The sequence below is a fragment of the Acidovorax sp. GW823-FHT05D11 genome (assembly GCF_058795695.1).
This window is the reverse complement of record NZ_CM179502.1, coordinates 1,718,028-1,736,176: the sequence shown is the minus strand read 5'-3', so window position 1 is coordinate 1,736,176 and position 18,149 is coordinate 1,718,028. Positions and strand designations below refer to the sequence as shown.

Annotated in this window: 14 protein-coding genes; 6 read left to right on the top strand and 8 right to left on the bottom strand. The window is 66.1% G+C overall.

Annotated elements, in window-relative coordinates; translation table 11 throughout:
• The first annotated feature begins 38 nt into the window (after positions 1 to 38).
• Positions 39 to 2,447 (top strand): tetratricopeptide repeat protein, encoded by a 2,409-nt coding sequence (locus tag AC3RCE_RS07875; protein ID WP_492254867.1) that lies wholly within the window; start codon positions 39 to 41, stop codon positions 2,445 to 2,447.
• A gap of 81 nt (positions 2,448 to 2,528) precedes the next feature.
• Here AC3RCE_RS07875 and AC3RCE_RS07870 read toward each other — a convergent pair whose 3' ends face one another.
• On the bottom strand, positions 2,529 to 2,969 hold the full coding sequence (locus tag AC3RCE_RS07870; RefSeq protein ID WP_218293878.1) for a CBS domain-containing protein: 441 nt from the start codon (positions 2,967 to 2,969) through the stop codon (positions 2,529 to 2,531).
• Between the two features lie 513 nt (positions 2,970 to 3,482).
• Between AC3RCE_RS07870 and AC3RCE_RS07865 the strand changes: the two genes are divergently transcribed.
• A complete protein-coding gene (locus AC3RCE_RS07865; protein WP_492254866.1) occupies positions 3,483 to 3,770 on the top strand; it encodes a DUF4148 domain-containing protein in 288 nt (95 codons plus the stop codon).
• Positions 3,771 to 3,862: 92 nt separating this feature from the next.
• Positions 3,863 to 4,156 (top strand): DUF4148 domain-containing protein, encoded by a 294-nt coding sequence (locus AC3RCE_RS07860; RefSeq protein ID WP_218293876.1) that lies wholly within the window; start codon positions 3,863 to 3,865, stop codon positions 4,154 to 4,156.
• 134 nt (positions 4,157 to 4,290) lie between these two features.
• On the opposite strand, the gene AC3RCE_RS07855 is transcribed toward AC3RCE_RS07860, so the two are convergent.
• Genes AC3RCE_RS07855 through AC3RCE_RS07840 form a run of 4 tightly spaced genes read right to left on the bottom strand, consistent with a single transcriptional unit; the run spans position 4,291 to position 7,666 of the window.
• Positions 4,291 to 5,310 carry a TRAP transporter substrate-binding protein gene (locus tag AC3RCE_RS07855; protein WP_492254865.1) on the bottom strand — a complete coding sequence of 340 codons (1,020 nt, stop codon included), beginning with the start codon at positions 5,308 to 5,310 and terminating at the stop codon, positions 4,291 to 4,293.
• 53 nt (positions 5,311 to 5,363) lie between these two features.
• Positions 5,364 to 6,662, bottom strand: coding sequence for a TRAP transporter large permease (locus AC3RCE_RS07850; RefSeq protein WP_218293874.1), 1,299 nt, complete (start codon positions 6,660 to 6,662; stop codon positions 5,364 to 5,366).
• Positions 6,663 to 6,668: 6 nt separating this feature from the next.
• Entirely contained in the window at positions 6,669 to 7,184 is a 516-nt protein-coding gene (locus AC3RCE_RS07845; RefSeq protein WP_218293873.1) for a TRAP transporter small permease subunit, read from the bottom strand.
• Entirely contained in the window at positions 7,181 to 7,666 is a 486-nt protein-coding gene (locus AC3RCE_RS07840) for a gluconokinase (RefSeq protein WP_218294444.1), read from the bottom strand. The genes AC3RCE_RS07845 and AC3RCE_RS07840 overlap by 4 nt, the downstream gene beginning before the upstream one ends.
• A 243-nt stretch (positions 7,667 to 7,909) precedes the next feature.
• Here AC3RCE_RS07840 and gntR point away from each other — a divergent pair, with 243 nt between their 5' ends.
• A complete protein-coding gene (gntR, locus tag AC3RCE_RS07835; protein ID WP_492255366.1) occupies positions 7,910 to 8,896 on the top strand; it encodes an HTH-type transcriptional regulator GntR in 987 nt (328 codons plus the stop codon).
• A gap of 132 nt (positions 8,897 to 9,028) precedes the next feature.
• Here gntR and AC3RCE_RS07830 read toward each other — a convergent pair whose 3' ends face one another.
• Positions 9,029 to 9,514 (bottom strand): DUF2199 domain-containing protein, encoded by a 486-nt coding sequence (locus AC3RCE_RS07830; protein ID WP_369641893.1) that lies wholly within the window; start codon positions 9,512 to 9,514, stop codon positions 9,029 to 9,031.
• A 464-nt stretch (positions 9,515 to 9,978) separates the two neighbouring features.
• On the bottom strand, positions 9,979 to 11,640 hold the full coding sequence (locus AC3RCE_RS07825; protein WP_218293871.1) for a methyl-accepting chemotaxis protein: 1,662 nt from the start codon (positions 11,638 to 11,640) through the stop codon (positions 9,979 to 9,981).
• A gap of 517 nt (positions 11,641 to 12,157) precedes the next feature.
• Here AC3RCE_RS07825 and AC3RCE_RS07820 point away from each other — a divergent pair.
• Complete coding sequence (locus AC3RCE_RS07820) at positions 12,158 to 13,375, top strand: MFS transporter (RefSeq protein ID WP_218293870.1); 1,218 nt, start codon at positions 12,158 to 12,160, stop codon at positions 13,373 to 13,375.
• A 215-nt stretch (positions 13,376 to 13,590) separates the two neighbouring features.
• On the opposite strand, the gene AC3RCE_RS07815 is transcribed toward AC3RCE_RS07820, so the two are convergent.
• Complete coding sequence (locus AC3RCE_RS07815; protein WP_492254864.1) at positions 13,591 to 15,354, bottom strand: bifunctional protein-serine/threonine kinase/phosphatase; 1,764 nt, start codon at positions 15,352 to 15,354, stop codon at positions 13,591 to 13,593.
• 332 nt (positions 15,355 to 15,686) lie between these two features.
• On the opposite strand from AC3RCE_RS07815, the gene nirB reads away from it, so the two are divergent.
• Positions 15,687 to 18,131: a nitrite reductase large subunit NirB gene (gene nirB, locus AC3RCE_RS07810; protein ID WP_218293868.1), complete on the top strand. Its 2,445-nt coding sequence runs from the start codon at positions 15,687 to 15,689 to the stop codon at positions 18,129 to 18,131.
• The last annotated feature ends 18 nt before the right edge of the window (positions 18,132 to 18,149 follow it).

The following is an 18,149-nucleotide window of genomic DNA, read 5'->3' as shown; positions in this document are numbered from 1 at the left end:
GACGGGCCTGGCATCCCGCATCCATGGCGACTTTCCACATGACATCTCCCCCTTTTTTCAGGCCCCACCAGCCCACCGCAAGCGCCGCCTTCCAGATTGACCAAGCCTTCCAACAGGCCCTGACCCTGCATCGCAGTGGACAACTGCAGGGCGCTGCCAACCTCTACCAGCAGATTCTGGCCAGGAGTCCCCATCATCCTGGCGCATTGCACATGCTGGGCGTGGTGGCGCTGGGCAGCGGCGCATTTGCAGACGCGCAACGGCTGATTGGGCAGGCAGTACGGTTGTTGCCACAGGATGCGGGTGCTCACGTGAATCTGGCTCTGGCACTGGCCGGGGGCGGCAAGCCCCACGAGGCCCTAGAGCGCATCAATCAGGCCCTAGATCTGCAGCCAGAAATGCCCGCCGCACAAATGAACCGCGTTGGCATCCTCATCAAGGCAGGTTTTCACGAAGAAGCGCTGGCCAGCGCTAGCCAACTTATCGAAGCGGGGCACGACCACCCCGAGCTACGGGTCAACCAGGGGATTGCCCTGCTGGAACTGAAAAGGTCCGAGGAAGCGATTGCCGCTTTCGAGCACGTGCTGGCGGCAGCCCCTGAAAACCTCAAGGCCCTCAACAACCTGGCGTGCGCCCTCATAGAAACAGCTCAGCTTGATGCGGCCATCGCTGCAGCCGACCGGGCGCTGGCGATTCACCCTCAGTATGCAGAGGCGTGTTTGACCAAAGCCCGCGCGCTCGCTGCGCAGGGCCTGCTTTTAGAAGCAGAACCTTTGCTGCGGCGTGCCGCCGAACTGCAGCCTGGCAATGCGCAGGTGGTGCTGGACCATGCAGGCTGCCTTCTGGACCTGCACCTCCACGAACAGGCCATTGCGCAAGTGGAAAATGCCCTTTCCATCAATCCGCAGCAAGCCAGCGCCTACGTCATCGGCGGACGGGCTCTGGCAGGAATGGGAAGGCACGATGACGCGATCGCCAACTACCAAAAGGCCCTGGAAATCGACCCCGCGCTGGAGGCTGCCCACTTTCACAAGGCGGCATCGGAAATCGACCTCAAGCGATTCACCGCCGCCATTGACAGCCTTGCGCATTGCCACGCCGATCCAGCCGTCGCGCAACCCGTGCGCATGCATATCTGCGACTGGACAGGATTCGATTCCTACCTGGAGGAATTGCGGAGCAAGGGTGCGCTGCAAAGAAGCAGCCCCTTTCCCTTCCTTGCGATAGTGGACGACCCACTCCTTCACCTCCAGCTGGCGCGTGCATATCTGAAATTGCATCGGCTGGACAAAGCTGCACAGCACAGCTTCCCTGCACGGCGGCCCGGACGCATCCGAGTGGGGTACTTCTCTGCAGACTACTTCACACATGCCACCACCTACCTGATGGCCGAACTGTTCGAAAGCCACGCCAAGGAACAGTTCGAGATTCACGCGTTTTCGCTTGGCCCCCAGGTGATGGATGGCATCCGCCGCCGTATCGAGCAGAGTGTGGACCATTTTCACGAGGTCGATGGGCGCACAGATCAGGAGATCGCCGCCATGGCTCGGGGCCTGGGAATCGACATCGCGGTCGACTTGAAAGGATTCACCCGGGATGGGCGCATGGGCATTTTTGCCAACCGCTGCGCACCCGTTCAGGTGAGCTATCTCGGCTACCCCGGCACCACCGGTGCCGATTACATGGACTATGTCATTGCAGACGAAGTCGTCATCCCCCCGGAGCACCAGGGATTCTTCACTGAAAAAGCAGTCTGGATGCCGTACAGCTACCAGGTCAACGACAGCCGCCGCCCCATCTCCGACCGCCAGTTCACACGCGCGGAACTGGGCCTGCCAGACAGCGGATTCGTTTTCTGCTGCTTCAACAACAACTACAAAATTCTTCCGGGCACCTTTGACTGCTGGATGCGCATCCTGAAGGCGGTACCTGGCAGCGTTTTGTGGCTGTTCAAGGACAACGAGGCCGCCGCCGAGAATCTCGTCAAGGAGGCCGAAAAGCGCGGCGTGGGTGGCGCTCGCCTGGTCTTTGCACAGCGGATGCCGCTGGACGACCATCTTGCGCGCCATCGGGCGGCAGATCTTTTCATCGACACCCTGCCCTATAACGCCCACACCACTGCCAGCGACGCGCTCTGGGCCGGGCTACCCGTGCTCACGCTCGCGGGCCAGGCCTTCGCGGGACGAGTGGCCGCCAGCCTGCTCACCGCAGTGGGTTTGCCCGAATTGATTACCCACACCCCGCGGGACTACGAAGCCCGTGCCATTGAACTTGCCAGCCAACCCGAGACCTTGGCGGCCGTTCGTGCCAAGCTTCAAAGGCTGCGCACCAACTCGCCGCTGTTTGATGGTCAACGCTTCACACGCGACCTCGAAACGGCCTACCGGATCATGTTCGAGCGCCAGCAAGCCGGTGAGGCTTGCGAGCCGATTCTCGTCGCCGGCTAGCAGCGGCTTCTCGGCCGATCCAGGCTGCCGGCCAACCGGTTTTCTCGCCCACGCGCCTGGGCTGCCGGGCATCTCCTGCTGTCAGCGCGCCCCAGTGATGTACTGCTCCAGCTGCTCGATGATGAATTTCTGCTCGGAAATGATGTCCTTGACCAGGTCACCGATGGAAATCATGCCCACGAGCTTGCTGCTGTCGTCCACCACGGGCAGGTGGCGCAGCCGGTTGCCGGTCATCAGCTGCATGCACTGCTCGCTGGTGTGGTCGGGCCGCACGAACAGCACGGCGGTCGTCATCACGTCCCGCACCTGGGTGACCGAGGACGTGCGCCCCATGAGCGCGATTTTTCGCGCGTAGTCCCGCTCGGTGAAGATGCCCACGATGTCGGCGCCTTCGGTCACGATCAACGCACCGATGCCCTTGTCCGCCATGAGCTTGAGCGCATCGAACACCGAAGTGGCGGGCCCGATGGTATGCACGGTGGCATCGGGTTTGGATTGAAGAATCTTGGCGACTACGGTCATTGGAACCTCCCTCGTGATGGCTGAAACAGGTACAGAGTGATTTCAGCCCATAAGCCTTGCCGATGCAACCCGCGCAAGTGCCATTCACCACACCTTTGGCGCGTTACCCACGGACTCGATGCACATGTTTCGCACTTGTTGCATTCGGGAGAACCCGAAACAAACCGAAAAGAACCGAAACCGCGCTGAGACGACGCATGCCGCGCCGCCCGGCACGATACAGCCCATGTCCAACGCGCTTTCGAAAGGATTCACCGCCCACTTCTCCTGCCACCACGATCGCTTGCGACTGGCTACCGGCCCTCGGGCCGCAGGCAGAAAGACAGGCGTCTGGATTGTTTCCAAAACTGGAACAGTTAGTTTGCGACCGAGTAGTTTTTCTTTGTACCACCGCGGCGTACAGTTCATCCCATCGATGAGCCGAACCCGCAAGGCGACTCACCGAACCCGGTTCAGAAATGGTTTTTGTCCCGGTTTTTCTGAGACGCTTTTTTCTTCCTGAAGGATTTCATCATGAACAAGACCGCCCGCTTCCTCTCCATCGCCGCCGTGGCTGCTTTCGCTTCTTTCGGTGCCCAGGCCGACGAAGCCGATGCCTCGCAGTTCGCCACGAAGTTCGAGACGAACCGCACCCGCGCCGAAGTGGCCGCCGAAGCCGCCACCGTGGCACAGACCCGCTCCATCGAGCCCGCCGGTTCGCGTGTGGTGACCTACAAGTCCACGGCCGACCGCGCCGCAGTGCGTGCCCAGGCCGCCGATGCCGTGCGCACCGGCCAGATCCCTTCGGGCGAGCGTGGTTGATCAGCGTTTGATTCGCTGAATCCAGGCCCTCTCCTGCTGCGTATTTCCAAGTACATTGCCCTCATTTTTTTGAATTTCACCGGAGTTTCACCATGAACAAGACCGCACGTTTCCTCTCCATCGCCGCCGTGGCCGCTTTCGCTTCTTTCGGTGCACAGGCCGACGAAGTCGATGCCTCGCAGTTCGCCACGAAGTTCGAAACGAACCGCACCCGTGCCGAAGTGCAAGCCGAAGCCTCGGCAGTGCCCCAAACCAGCGGTGCCATCCCCGTCGGTTCGCGTGCCTTGGTCTACACCTCCACCGCTGACCGCAACGCGGTGAATGCCCAAGCTGCAGACGCCCTGCGCACTGGCAAGATCTCGTCCGGCGAAATCGGATCCCTGTAATCCGTCCGGCCCGCGCCGCAAGGCGGTGCGGGCAGGCAGTTGCAAATGCAAAAAGGCCGAGGCCCCTTTCGGGGCCTCGGCCTTTTGTCTTTGGGAGCCGCAATGGCGTTGCGGCAGCCGCGTCTCACCCAGGCTTATTTGCTCCCACGCGCCTGCGCCACGGCGCCCTGCACGTCCTTCCACAGCGCCTCGCCCACGTTGGCGGCAATGCTGGTGTTGACCGCCCCCAGTTTCTCGCGCATGCGGCTGGCTTCTGTGGGCGACAGTTCGTTGACCTGCATGCCCTTGGCCTTGAGGTCGGCCAGCGCCTTGTCGGCCTCGGCGCGCGTATCCTGGCGCTCGAAGTCGCGGCTCTTCCTCGCGGCATCGAGCAGCACCTTCTGCTCGGCCTTGTTGAGGCCGTCCCAGTACTTCTTGCTGACCAGCACGATCCAGGGGCTGTAGACGTGGTTGGTCACCGTGAGGTACTTCTGCACCTCGTAGAACTTGCTCGACAGGATGGTGTTGTAGGGGTTCTCCTGGCCGTCCACGGTGTTGGTCTCGAGGGCGGTGAACAGTTCCGAGAACGGCAGTGGAACGGCATTGGCTCCCAGGGTCTTGAAGCTGTCGAGGAACACGTTGTTCTGCATCACGCGCAGCTTGATGCCATTCATGTCCTCCAGCTTGGTGACAGGGCGCTTGCTGTTGGTCAGGTTGCGAAAGCCGTTCTCCCAGTACACGAGGCCCACGAGGCCCTTTTCCTGCAGCTTGTCCATCACCTTCTGGCCCACGGGGCCGTCCAGCACCACATCGGCCTCCTTCGCGTTGTTGAACAGGAAGGGGGTGTCCCAGATCGCCATTTCCTTGGTGATGCCCACCAGCGTGGCGGTGGAGCCCACCATCATCTCCTGCGCACCGCCGACCAGCGCCTGCTGCATCTGCACGTCCGAGCCCAGGGCGGCGGCGCCGATGGCGCGCACCTTCATCTTGCCGCCCGAGGCCTTTTCGACCTCTTCGGCGAACAGCTTGGTGGCACGCCCCTGGTTGGACACTTCGTTGAGGCCGTAGCCAAACCGGATGATGCGTGGCTTGAAATCCTGCGCGGCGGCCTGGAACGAGCAGGCAAGGGCGGCCACCGACAAGGCGGCCAGAAGGGTGCGGCGGAAAGTTTTCATGGTTGTCTCCATTAGCGGGTGGGAAAGGAAAAAAGAGGGGAGGAAACGGGCGGTCAGCGCAGCCACACCACGGGGGCGGTGACGATCTGTGGAAAGGCGACCAGCAAGGCCAGGATCAGCACGTAGGTGAAGAGGAACGGGTTCACGCCCTTGATCACGCTGTGCATCGATATCCGCCCCACCCCGGCCACCACGTTGAGCACCGTGCCCACCGGCGGCGTGATGAGGCCGATCGCGCCGTTGAGCACGAACATCAGGCCGAAATACACCGGGTCGATGCCCGCCTTCACGGCGATGGGCAGCATCACGGGCGCGAAGATCAGGATGGTGGGCGTGAGGTCGAGCGCCGTGCCGATCAGCACCAGCACGATCATCATCACCGCCATCAGGAGGCGGGGGTTCTCCACCAGCGGACCCAGCCAGCTGGTCAGCACATTGGGCAGGTCGGCCAGCGTGATCATGTAGCTGGCCACCTGGGCGCCCGCGCAGAGGAACATCACGATGGAGGTGGTCTTGGCCGCACGCACCAGCACGCCGTAGATTTCCGCGATCTTCATTTCGCGGTGGACGAACAACGCCACCACCAGCGCGTAGAACGCGGCCACCACGGCGGCCTCGGTGGGCGTGAAGACGCCCGACTTCATGCCGCCGATGATGATCAGGGGCATCAGCATGGCCCAGAAGGCACGCACCGTGGCGCGCAGGCGGTCCTTGACGGGCAAGGGTTCGCCCTGCGGCAGGTCCATGCCGCGCAGCACCCAGCGCCAGGCGAAGATGAGGCCCGCGCCCATCATCAGGCCCGGCACGATGCCGGAGACGAACAGCGCAGAGATCGAGGTGTTGGTCGTCACGCCGTAGATGACGAACGGCATGGAGGGCGGGATGATGGGCGCGATGATGCCGCCCGAGGCGATCAGCCCGGCCGACGTGTTCATCGGGTAGCCCTGCTGGCGCATCATGGGCAAGAGGATGGTGGCCAGCGCGGCCGTATCGGCCAGCGCGGAGCCGCTCATGCTGGCCATGAGCACCGCCGCGCCGATGGCCACGTAGCCCAGGCCGCCCCGGATGTGCCCGACCCAGGCCTGCGCCATGTCGATGATGCGGCGGCTGATGCCGCCCGAGTTCATCAGCTCGCCAGCCAGGATGAAGAACGGCACGGCCAGCAGCGGAAAGCTGTCCACCCCCGCCACCAGGTTCTGGGCCAGCAGCTGCGCATCCCAGAAGTCGAGCACCCACGCCATGCCCGCGCCCGTGAGCACGAGGGCCAGGCCCATGTTCATGCCTGTGCCCATGAGCACCAGCATGCCCACGGAGAAAACAATAAAAGCCTGCGCTTCGGGTCCCAGGGACATCATCGGTTACTCCACCTCGGCGCCGTGACCCAGGTCCAGCGGCTTGCGTTGAATCAATTCGATCAGCGCCATGACGCCGATGGCGACAGCGCACAGGAAGGCGGGCAGCGGCAACAGGGCCGCCGGGTAGCCCAGCACCACGGAATGGCTGTCCATGCCGACGATCACCTGGTGCCAGGCGCCCCAGGCCAGCATCGCGCAGGCCGCGATCACCAGCAGCCGGATCAACGCCGTGAGCGCGCCAAATGCCAGGGGACGCTTGGCGAGCAGGCCCGCCAGGCTGGTGAAGGCCATGTGCTCGCCGGCGGGGTAGGCCGCCGCGGCGCCAATGAAAACCATCCACACGAAAAGCAGACGCGAGAGTTCTTCGCTCGCCACGACGCCACTGCCAAAGCCGTAGCGCAGCACCACATTCACGAACACGGCCACGGCCATCACGGCCAGGCAGGCGGCCATGAGCACCTGGGAGGCGGCAACGTACCGGCTGGGCCGCACGGGGGTGGAATCTTCCGGGGTGGTCATGCGGCCTCCGTGGCGGCGATCCAGGCCGAGGCCTGCTGTTGAAGAACGGCCAGGGCGGCCAGTGCATCCAGCCGCAGCACGCCCGCCTCGCCCACGGGCGACTCGAGCGTGGCGAACTGGCTATCCACCAGCGCGCTGGAAAAGAAGTGGGTCCCGGCACGGTCGGCCACGCGCTGGCCCGCGCTGGCACGGTCGATCTCCAGGAAAACGAACCGCAGCCCCGGGCAGGCATCGCGCAGGCGGTCCCGGTAGGACTTCTTGAGCGCGGAGCACGTCAGGACCGCGCCATGGGGCTGCGCCTGCAGCAGCTGCCCGAGCGTGGCGAGCCACCCCTCGCGGTCTGCATCGGTCAGCGCGATGCCCTGGCGCATCTTTTCACGGCTCGCCGGGCTGTGGTGGTCGTCTCCCTCGATCAGCGGCAGGCCCTCGGCTTGCGCCAGGGCCGAGCCCAGGCTCGACTTGCCGCAGCCCGCCACGCCCATGACCACCAGAAAAACCGTTGACGGCAAGACACTCATATTGGTAGCGCTATCCAATTGATCCATAAAAAAGGCACCCTGGCTGGATGCCGCAATAACCGTGGCAACTTTTGCAACTTCGTCCAAAATGGGCGTCAATGCCTTGTCCCATCGTTTGGACAGCGCTATCCTAACTACATCGATCCGCACCCCAATAAGGGTTAACCCTTGAACAAACCCGAGACAAGGCGCCGCTCCAGCGGCCGCATGACACTGAGCGACGTGGCCCAGGCCGCCGAGGTCAGCCCCATCACCGCCTCCCGCGCGCTGCGCGGCGAGCGCGGCGTGGCGCAGGAACTGGTGCAGCGCGTGAAAGACGCCGCCCAGCGGCTGGGCTACGTGCCCGACCCCGCCGCCAGGGCCCTCGCCTCCCAGCGCAGCGTGCAGGTGCCCGTGCTCGTGCCCCTGCTGTCCAACGCCCTGTTCGTCGACGTGCTGGAGGCCGTGCACCGCGCGCTGTTCCCCCACGGCTACCAGGCGCTGATCGGCGTGACCCACTACGACCCGCAGGAAGAAGAGCAGCTGCTGCGCACCTACCTGGCCCACCGCCCGGCGGGGCTGCTGGTCACCGGCTTCGACCGCACCGAGGCATCGCGCCAGATGATCGCCGCCAGTGGCGTGCCGTGCGTGCACCTGATGGAGATGACCTCCGCGCCCGGCGTGTACTGCGTGGGCTTTTCGCAGCAGGACGGGGGCCACGGCATGACGGCCCATCTGCTGGCCCGGGGCCGTCGCCGCGTGGCGTTTGTCGCGGCCCAGCTCGACCCCCGCACCATGCAGCGCGCCGAAGGCTACCGCCGCTGTCTGAAGGAAGCCGGCCTGTACGACCCGAAGCTGGAACTGCTCAGCCCCCAGCCCTCGTCCATGCGGCTGGGCGGAGAACTGCTGGAGGAACTGCTGCGCACCCGCCCGTGCGTCGATGCCGTGTTCTTCTGCAACGACGACCTGGCGCAGGGCGGCCTGCTGGCAGCGCAGCGGCTGGGCCTGCAGGTGCCCGGCCAGGTCGCCATCGCGGGCTTCAACGATCTGGCCGGCAGCGACCAGATGCTGCCGCCGCTGACCACGGTGCGCACGCCACGCTCGGCCATCGGCGAGGCCAGTGCGCGCATGCTGCTCGCGCTGATGCGCGGCGAGGCGCCCGAGCGGAACTCGGTCGACCTGGGCTTTGAGTTGACCGTGCGGGGGAGCACCTGAAGGGAGGAGCAGCACAGGGGCCGGAAACCCTGGATTTCTAGCCTTTTTGGCCTCCAGCCCTCATGCACAAAGCGCTAGCCGCTATGGTTTTTGATTTCACCAAGGACCCCGCCGCGCCCCCAGCCCACATCCTCAGCCCGCGCCCATGGCCTCGTGCCAATACCCGACCGTTGCGCCCCGGGCCAGAAGGTGCGCCACGGCCGAGCCAGGATCCACCCAGCGAATGTAGGGCGTGGGGTCGCCGGCCAGCACCTTGAGGCCCACGGCCGTGCCAGAGGAGCCGGGCACGCAGGGGATGGGATTGGCCAACGTGCCCGGCACCAGTTCGGCGTATTCCGCCAGCGTGTCCTCGTGCTCGCGATAGCCGCGGTAGCGGTCGTATGTTTCGCGGTCCACGCGGGCCCAGCAGATGAAACCCAGCGGCTTGAGGTCATCGGCCTTGAACGGGACCTCCAGCTCACAGCTGATGAAGTACTGCTCGTCGCCGATGCGGCAGGTGAAGTCGTCGTCGAACACGAGTTCATGCTCACGCTCGAGGGCCGGGTCCGGCAGCCGCCACATCATGTAGGGCGAGAGTTCATCGTGGTCCTTGCCGCAGCTCGCGCAGGTGTATGCCATAGGGATCGACTCCTGTGATGTGCGCACTATGCACCGGCGTGGCGTGCCACGGACACCCGCGCGTCCTGGTACGGCAACAGCGGCGTGCCGCTTGGCCACGCCTTCAGCGCACCAGCCCGCACAGGGCGGCTGCCCAGTTTGCCGACGCACTCCAGCCCCCGGCCACGGGCCGATGGAGGTACGGCTGCACCAGGCACCAGCCCTGCGCCGCACAACGGTGCCTGCGTTCTCTTGCAGCAGGCGCGCACGCAGCCATGCAGGCAGGTCGCGATGAATCGTTCGGTGGTTGATAGTGCCATGGTCTCCATCAGCAGGCAGGCACCCGCGCCCCGCCCTGGCCTGGCCGCGAAGGCTACCGCACACCGCCGGCCGCGGCCACCCTACCGGCGGGGGGCGGGCGTGCAAGAACCCATGTCCCGCGAGGCCGCGGGCCGCCGCCCACGCAACCGGCCGCCCGGCGCCTGTCAGACGGGCGCCAGCGCGCGGCTGGAAGACTTTGCCGCCTGGCCGCCCTTCATCTCCTTGCGCAGCGCCACCGCATCGCGCGTCTGCGCGGGCGCCGAGGCATCGATGCGGAACACCTGCACCGTCTCGGTCATGGTCTGGGCCTGGCCGTTGAGCTGCATGGCCGACGCGGCGTTCTCCTCCACCAGCGCGGCGTTCTGCTGCGTGATGGTGTCGAGCTGGGCCACCGCCGAGTTCACCTGCGAGATGCCGCTGAGCTGTTCGTTGGACGCGCTGTGGATCTCGCCGATCAGCGTGTTCACCCTGCGCACCAGCTCCAGCGATTCGGCCATGGTCTTCTGCGCGGCGTCGGTTTTTTCATGGCCCTCGCTCACCTTGGTGGCGGAGTCGTCGATCAGCTGGCGGATTTCCTTGGCGGCGGACTGCGTGCGGTGCGACAGGCTGCGCACCTCCGACGCCACCACCGCGAACCCCCGCCCCTGCTCGCCCGCGCGCGCGGCCTCCACGGCCGCGTTGAGCGCCAGGATGTTGGTCTGGAACGCGATGGAGTCGATGAGCTGCGTGATCTCGCTGATGCGGCCCGACGCGGCCTGGATCTGCTTCATCGTGCTGGCCACGCCATCCACGGCCTCGCTGCTGCGCTCGGCCACCCCGGTGGCCTGCGTGGCCAGCACCGTGGCCTGGCGCGCCGACTCGGCGGTTTGCTTGACGGTGCCGGTGATCTCCTCCATCGACGCGGCCGTCTGCTGCAGGTTGCCGGCCTGCGCCTCGGTGCGCGCCGACAGGTCCTGGTTGCCCTGCGCGATCTCGCGGGTGGAGACCTGCATGTGCTCGCTCTCCTGGCGCGCGTCGCGCACGATGGACAGCAGGTTCACGTTGAGCTGCGCCAGCGCCTTCTGCAGGTCGCCCACCGTGTCGCTGCGCGTGGCGCTGATCTTCTGCGTCAGGTCGCCTGCCGCCATGCGGTTGGCCCAGCGCAGCATCTGCGCCAGCGGCGCGACCGTGACCTTGTGCAGGTAGGCCGCCATGGCCAGCGCCAGCAGCGCCACGGCCACCCACGCCACCCCGGACGCGAGCGTCACCGCATGCCCGCCCAGCCATGCGGCCCCGAACGAGGCGAGCACCAGCAGCAGCGTGCAGAGCATCATCTTGCCCAGGGGCCCCAGGCGCACCCAGCCGGCGACGCGGCCCCAGGACGTGTTCTTCACCAGCTGGCCCGCGCGCAGCACGTGCACGGACGTGCCGGCCTGCTTCTCGGCCTGCATCTGCCGGTACAGCCGGTCGGCCGCCTGGATCTCTTCGCGCGTGGCCTCGGTGCGCACCGACATGTAGCCCGTGGGCTGGTCGCCCTGCATCAGCGGCGTCACGTTGGCCATCACCCAGTAGAAAGAGCCGTCCTTGCGCCGGTTCTTGACCGCCGCCGACCAGGGTGCGCCGCTGGCGATGGTGTCCCACATGTCGCGAAACGCCTCCTCGGGCATGTCCGGGTGCCGGATCATGTTGTGGGGCTGGCCCAGGAGTTCTTCCTTTTCGTACCCGCTGACCTCGATGAACATCGGGTTGCAGTACAGGATGCGCCCCTTGAGATCGGTGGTGGACACCAGGGTCTGGCCGGCGGGAAACGCATATTCCTGGGTGCTGACGGGCAGATTGACGCGCATGGTGGGTCCCTCATCAAAGAATGGGAATAGGCCGTTGCTCGGTCCACCGCCCCCTGGCACCACAAGACACGCCAGGCACGGATGCAAACCATGCTAATCCAGGAACTTGCAATCCTGAAACAAATTCGGGCCGTGCCGCGCCAAAATTCCCCAAACAGGTGCATCGCGCCCACACCGGGTTGGTGCGTTGCGCTGCACCATTCCAGGCACCCCGCCGGCCGGGCACCCATCCCGGCCGCAGCGAACGCTGGCGCATGACGGCGCCCGGGCTGGGTTCCTTTTGCGCTTTGGCAATGCACCGGCTTGGCACAGCCATTGCTTGAGGAAGCCTGCGGCCAATGCGGGCCGCGTGTCAGCCCGGTGCAACGGCGGATTGGGCGAACAGGACGTTGGCGTCTTCATGGGCAGGCACAGGCTGGGACACAGCCCGAGCAGTCCATGCAGGCGCCTTTTTGTTTTTCTGCCCGGCTGGGGTGTGCTTGCAGCAGGCACCACGGCCCTTTTGCACAAGATCGCCATGCTTCAATTTCGCGAGTTCCTCAAGTCCGGCCACGCGCCCACGCTGTGGTCGTCCTTTCTGTATTTCGGTTTCTCGTGCGCAATCTGGGTGATCAACGGTGCCATGGCGCCGTTCATCCGCGAAGCCTTCCAGCTCACCCCCACGCAGATGGGCATGATGCTGTCCATCCCCATCTTCGCGGGCGCGCTCATGCGTTTTCCGCTGGGCATCCTGGCGCAGTACATCGGCCGCAAGAACGCCACGCTGGTCGAGATGGCCGGCATCTTCCTGGCCATGGGCTTTGGCTACATGTTCGTGCACACCTACAACGACCTGCTGGCCATGGGCATCCTGCTGGGCGTGGCGGGCGCCAGCTTTGGCGTCGCGCTGTCGCTGGGTTCGGGCTCGTTTCCGCCGCGCTACAAGGGCCTGGCCATGGGCATCGTGGGCGCCGGCAACGTGGGTACGGCGGTGGCCGCGCTGCTCGCCCCCGCACTGGCGCAAAAGTTCGGCTGGCAGGCCGTGTATGGTTTTGCCGCCGTGAGCGTGGCCATCCCCGCGCTGGTGATGGCCGTCTACGCCAAAGAACCTCCAGACCTCGCGGCCCACAGCAGCTTTCGTGAACACATTGCCTGCCTGTTCGAGAAGGACGGCTGGGCCTTCAGCCTGATCTACGCCGTGACGTTTGGCGGCTTCATCGGCCTGACCGCCTTTTTGCCCAGCTACTTCTACGACCAGTTCAGCGTGAGCAAAGTGCAGGCAGGCCAGCTCACGATGATGGCGGCCTTTCTGGGCGCGGCCCTGCGCATATTCGGCGGCTGGCTGTCGGACCACTGGGGCGGCGTCAACACACTGACGGGCGTGCTCGCCATCACGGCCGTGAGCATGGTGCTGTGTGGCCTGGCAGAGAACTCGCTGCCCATCACCATGCTGCTGTTCCTGGTGTGTTTTGCGGCGCTGGGCGCGGGCAACGGCGCACTGTTCCAGCTGGTGCCGCTGCGCTGGCCGCTGACCACGGCGGTGGCGGGCTCGATGATCGGTGAGATCGGCGCGCTGGGCGGCGGCCTCATCCCCAATGGCATGGGCATCTCGCGCCAGTACACGGGCACTTACCTGTGGGGTTTCGTGGGCATCGCAGTGTGTGCGCTGGCCATGCTGCTGCTGCTGCGCGTGATGCAGATCCGCTGGACGCGGACCTGGGCCGAACGCGGCGGACGGGCCAGGACTTCCTCCTGAGGCGTTGCGGCCTTGCCTTGTGCCTGCCCCCGGGGGCGCGGGCATGGGCCGCCCGAAAGGAAAAGCCCCTGCCCGGCATCCCCGCAGGGGCCGGGGCGACTTCAGTGGCCGCGCACCACCGTGATGTTATCTTGAAGGAAAAACAGGCCCTGGCGCTTTCTCCATCAGCGCCAGCAGCTATGTTTTCAATAGCAATCAACCACCATTGCCGCCCCCTACCGGGGCAGGAACAGCAGCCAGTAGATCAGCAGCAGGTTCACCAGCACGCTCACCGCGAGCGCGATCTTCCACAGGGCCGTGGCATCGCGCTGCATCAGGGGCTGGGGGCCGGGGGCCGACAGGGGCCGCGACGCGCCGCGCTCCAGGGCCAGCAGCAGTTCCTCCGCCGTCTCGAAGCGCTGCGCGCGGTGGCGCGCCACGGCCTTCAGGGCGATCTGGTCGAGCCAGATGGGCACGCCCGGGTTGTGGCGGCTGGGGGCCACAGGGTCGCGGTGGTAGCGGCCCAGCTGGTACTGCACCACCTCGCCATAGGGCAGGCGCCCGTGGCTGAGCAGCTGGTACAGCGTGACGCCCAGCGCGAACAGGTCGCTGCCCGCGTCGGGCAGCTGGCCGGCGGGATCGCCGTTGCGTTCGTAGCCCGGCCACTGCTCGGGGTTCATGTAGCTGGGGGTGCCCGCGTGCAGGCGGCGCGTGGCCTCGGGCTCGCGGCCCGAGAGGGCCACGCCCAGGTCCAGCACGCGCAGCACGCCGTCGTCGCCCAGGTGCAGGTTGTCGGGCTTGATGTCGCGGTGCACCACGCCCTGGCGGTGCAGCCAGCCCAGCACGCGCGCGGCCTGCACGGTCACCGTCACGGCCTGCCCCACGGCCAGGTGCTGGCGGTGGCGCAGGCGCTGCCCCAGCGTGTCGCCGGAATGCCAGTCGTACAGCAGGTAAAACGCGCTGGCCCCCGCGCCGTCGCCCGTGCCGGTGGCACCCAATGGCCAGTCGTTGAGCCGCGCCAGATGGGCTGCGGCCTGGCCCGACTGCATGCGCCGCGCCACCCAGGCCTCGTGCGCCAGCGTGGCCCGCTCCTGCGCGTCGTGGGCGCGCGCGGGCAGCAGGGTCTTGAGGGCATACAGCCGCTGCGTGGCCCCGTCGCGCACCTGGTAGATGCGGTGGATGCCGCTGTCGGCCACCAGGGCCGTCACCGTGAGGCCATCCACGGTGTCGCCCACCTTGAGCAGGGGCAGCACGGGCAGGTCCTGCGCACGGCGGGATTCATCCTGCAGCGTGGCCTCCAGAACGCCCTGCACCTGCACGATCAGCGCGGTCACGTTGTCGCTGCTGCCTCGGCGCAGCGCGGCCTGCACCAGCCCGTCGCTCAGGGCCTGCGCCGGCCCGCCCTGGCGCAGCAGCTGGCGCAGTTCGCGCACGGGAAGGCTGCCGTGCACGCCATCGGAGAGCAGCACGAACAGGTCGCCGCTGTGCAGTTCGCCCTGGCTGTAGTCCACCACCACATGGTCATCCAGGCCCATGGCGCGGGTGAGCTGGTGGGCGAAGTCGTGCTGCGACATCACGTGGTCGGCGGTCAGCTGCTGCAGCCGGCCGCCGCGCAGCAGGTAGGCCCGCGTGTCGCCCACATGGGCCAGCGTATACGACTGGCCGCGCAGCACCAGCGCGGTCACGGTGGTCAGCCCCACCGCGGGCTGGCGGCGCCGGTTCATGGACGCGAGCCAGCCGTTGTGGGCGGACAGGATGCGGTCCAGCGCCACCGTGGTGTCCCAGGTGTCGGGCGTGGCGAAGTAGTCGTTCACCAGCGTGTTGACCGTGGTCTGGGCGGCCTCGCGGCCGTTGCCGCCCGTGCTCACGCCATCGGCGATGGCGGCGATGGCACCCCGCTCGCGCTCGCGCCCCTGCCCGGACACCAGCGCGGCGAAGTCCTCGTTCAACGCCTTGCGCCCGGCCTGCGAGGTGTAGCCAAAGTCCAGTTCAAAACTCATGCACCAGCTCCATGCAGGTTTCATGCCCAAGGTGGTGCATGCCGCGCCCGCCGGGGGCGCGGGGCGGCACGGGTCCGGCCCCGGCCTGCCCCATTCTCCGGGCCCGGCGCCAGCCCGCGCCCCAGATGCGTGCAGGGCGACTGGCACAAGCATTGCTTAACGTAGGCAACGACCCTGCGGGGTCCCGCAATTCAGCCGTGCAATGGCGCACCGAGGAGTTGTACGGACAAAGGCGTCCCCACATGCCGTTTCGAATCGCATTCGAAGCAGCATCGTGTGGACGCCTTTTTTGTTTTTCGCGCCGCCCCGGCGGCGCAACGGACGGAGTCACGATGAAAAAGCTCAAGCTGGTGATGGTGGGGAACGGCATGGCCGGTGTGCGCACGCTGGAAGAGCTGCTCAAGATTGCCCCCGATCTGTACGACATCACGGTGTTCGGCGCCGAGCCGCATCCCAACTACAACCGCATCCTGCTCTCGCCCGTGCTGGCCGGCGAGCAGACCATCGACGAGATCATTCTGAACGACTGGTCCTGGTATGCCGACAACCACATCACGCTGCACACCGGCTTCACGGTGACCGACGTGGACCGCGTGCGCCGCGTGGTCAGCGCGACCAGTGCCGCAGGCGATGTGATCACCGCCGAATACGACCGCCTGATCATGGCCACCGGCTCGAACCCGTTCATCCTGCCCGTGCCGGGCAAGGACTTGAAGGGTGTGCTGGCCTACCGCGACATCGCCGACACCCAGGCGATGATCGACGCCGCCGCCACCTACAAACACGCCGTGGTCATCGGCGGCGGCCTGCTGGGCCTGGAGGCCGCCAACGGCCTCATGAGGCGCGGCATGCAGGTCACCGTGGTGCACGTGGCGGGCTGGCTCATGGAGCGCCAGCTCGACGACGTGGCGGGCAAGATGCTGCAGGATTCGCTGCAGCAGCGCGGCATGCAGTTCCTGATCGGTGCGCAGACGCAGGAACTCGTGGGCAACGCCGATGGCCGCGTGGCCAGTGTGAAATTCAAGGACGGCACCGAGGTGCCCGCCGACCTCGTGGTGATGGCCGTGGGCATCCGTCCCAACACCGCGCTGGCTGAAAAGATGCGTCTGCACGTGAACCGCGGCATTGTGGTGAGCGACACGCTGCAGACCACCACCGACGCGCGCATCTACGCCGTGGGCGAGTGCGCCGCGCACCGGGGCATCGCCTATGGCTTGGTGGCCCCGCTGTTCGAGCAGGGCAAGGTGCTGGCCAACCACCTGGCCGAGTTCGGCATCGGCCGCTACCAGGGCTCACTGACCTCCACCAAGCTCAAGGTCACCGGCATCGACCTGTTCTCGGCCGGCGCCTTCCAGGGCGGCGAAGGCACCGAGGAAATCGTGATGAGCGACCCCTTCGGCGGCGTGTACAAGAAACTGGTGCTCAAGGACGACAAGCTCGTGGGCGCGTGCCTGTACGGCGACACGGTGGACGGCAGCTGGTACTTCAAGCTGCTGCGCGACGGCCGCACGGTGAGCGACATCCGCGACCGGCTCATGTTCGGCGAATCCAACATGGGCGACACGGGCCACCAGGGCCAGAGCAAGGCCGCCGCCATGCAGGACAGCGACGAGGTCTGCGGCTGCAACGGCGTGACCAAGGGCGCCATCTGCAAGGCCATCAAGGAAAAAGGCCTGTTCACGCTGGACGAAGTGCGCAAGCACACCAAGGCCAGCGCATCCTGCGGCTCGTGCACCGGTCTGGTGGAGCAGATCATCATGTTCACGGCGGGCGGCGACTACAGCGCCACGCCCAAGACCAAGGCCATGTGCGGCTGCACCGACCACGGCCACCAGGCCGTGCGCGATGCGATCCGCACAGCCAAGCTGGTGACCATCGCCGACGTGTTCAGGTTCATGGAATGGAAGACGCCCAACGGCTGCGCCAGCTGCCGCCCCGCGGTCAACTACTACCTCATCAGCACCTGGCCCAAGGAGGCCAGGGACGACCCGCAAAGCCGCTTCATCAACGAACGCAGCCACGCCAACATCCAGAAAGACGGCACCTACAGCGTCATCCCGCGCATGTGGGGCGGCGAGACCACGGCCGACGAACTGCGCCGCATCGCCGATGCGGTGGACAAGTACAAGATCCCCACCGTCAAGGTCACGGGAGGCCAGCGCATCGATTTGCTGGGCGTGAAGAAGGAAGACCTGGTCAACGTGTGGAAGGACATCGGGATGCCCAGCGGCCACGCCTACGCCAAGGCCCTGCGCACCGTGAAGACCTGCGTGGGCAGCGAGTGGTGCCGCATGGGCACCCAGGACAGCACGCAGATGGGCAAGGACCTGGAGCGCGCCATGTGGCGCATGTACGCCCCGCACAAGGTCAAGTTCGCCGTGAGCGGCTGCCCACGCAATTGCGCCGAGGCCGGCATCAAGGACGTGGGCATCATCGGTGTGGACTCGGGCTGGGAGATGTACGTGGCCGGCAACGGCGGCATCAAGACCGAGGTGGCGCACTTCTTCACCAAGCTCAAGACGTCGGAAGAAGTGCTGGAGTACACGGGCGCGTTCTGCGAGCTGTACCGCCAGGAAGGCTGGTACCTGGAGCGCACCGTGCACTACGTGGACCGCGTGGGCCTGGACTACGTCAAAAAACGCATCCTCGAAGACCACGAAGGCCGCAAGGCCCTGTGGGAGCAGCTGCAGTTCGCGCTCGACGGCGAGCCCGACCCCTGGTTCGAGTTCGACAAGGCGGCGGTGGACACCCGCCAGTTCGCCCCCCTGGGCGCCTGAGCCCCCACGGAGCACACC

Bases quoted from the DNA above. Each gene is read 5' to 3' on its own strand.
- AC3RCE_RS07815 (WP_492254864.1), bottom strand. From the start codon at position 15,354: ATGAGTTTTGAACTGGACTTTGGCTACACCTCGCAGGCCGGGCGCAAG.
- AC3RCE_RS07845 (WP_218293873.1), bottom strand. From the start codon at position 7,184: ATGACCACCCCGGAAGATTCCACCCCCGTGCGGCCCAGCCGGTACGTT.
- gntR (WP_492255366.1), top strand. From the start codon at position 7,910: ATGACACTGAGCGACGTGGCCCAGGCCGCCGAGGTCAGCCCCATCACC.
- AC3RCE_RS07860 (WP_218293876.1), top strand. From the start codon at position 3,863: ATGAACAAGACCGCACGTTTCCTCTCCATCGCCGCCGTGGCCGCTTTC.
- nirB (WP_218293868.1), top strand. From the start codon at position 15,687: ATGAAAAAGCTCAAGCTGGTGATGGTGGGGAACGGCATGGCCGGTGTG.
- AC3RCE_RS07870 (WP_218293878.1), bottom strand. From the start codon at position 2,969: ATGACCGTAGTCGCCAAGATTCTTCAATCCAAACCCGATGCCACCGTG.
- AC3RCE_RS07855 (WP_492254865.1), bottom strand. From the start codon at position 5,310: ATGAAAACTTTCCGCCGCACCCTTCTGGCCGCCTTGTCGGTGGCCGCC.
- AC3RCE_RS07850 (WP_218293874.1), bottom strand. From the start codon at position 6,662: ATGTCCCTGGGACCCGAAGCGCAGGCTTTTATTGTTTTCTCCGTGGGC.
- AC3RCE_RS07865 (WP_492254866.1), top strand. From the start codon at position 3,483: ATGAACAAGACCGCCCGCTTCCTCTCCATCGCCGCCGTGGCTGCTTTC.
- AC3RCE_RS07830 (WP_369641893.1), bottom strand. From the start codon at position 9,514: ATGGCATACACCTGCGCGAGCTGCGGCAAGGACCACGATGAACTCTCG.
- AC3RCE_RS07820 (WP_218293870.1), top strand. From the start codon at position 12,158: ATGCTTCAATTTCGCGAGTTCCTCAAGTCCGGCCACGCGCCCACGCTG.
- AC3RCE_RS07875 (WP_492254867.1), top strand. From the start codon at position 39: ATGACATCTCCCCCTTTTTTCAGGCCCCACCAGCCCACCGCAAGCGCC.
- AC3RCE_RS07840 (WP_218294444.1), bottom strand. From the start codon at position 7,666: ATGGGCGTGGCGGGCTGCGGCAAGTCGAGCCTGGGCTCGGCCCTGGCG.
- AC3RCE_RS07825 (WP_218293871.1), bottom strand. From the start codon at position 11,640: ATGCGCGTCAATCTGCCCGTCAGCACCCAGGAATATGCGTTTCCCGCC.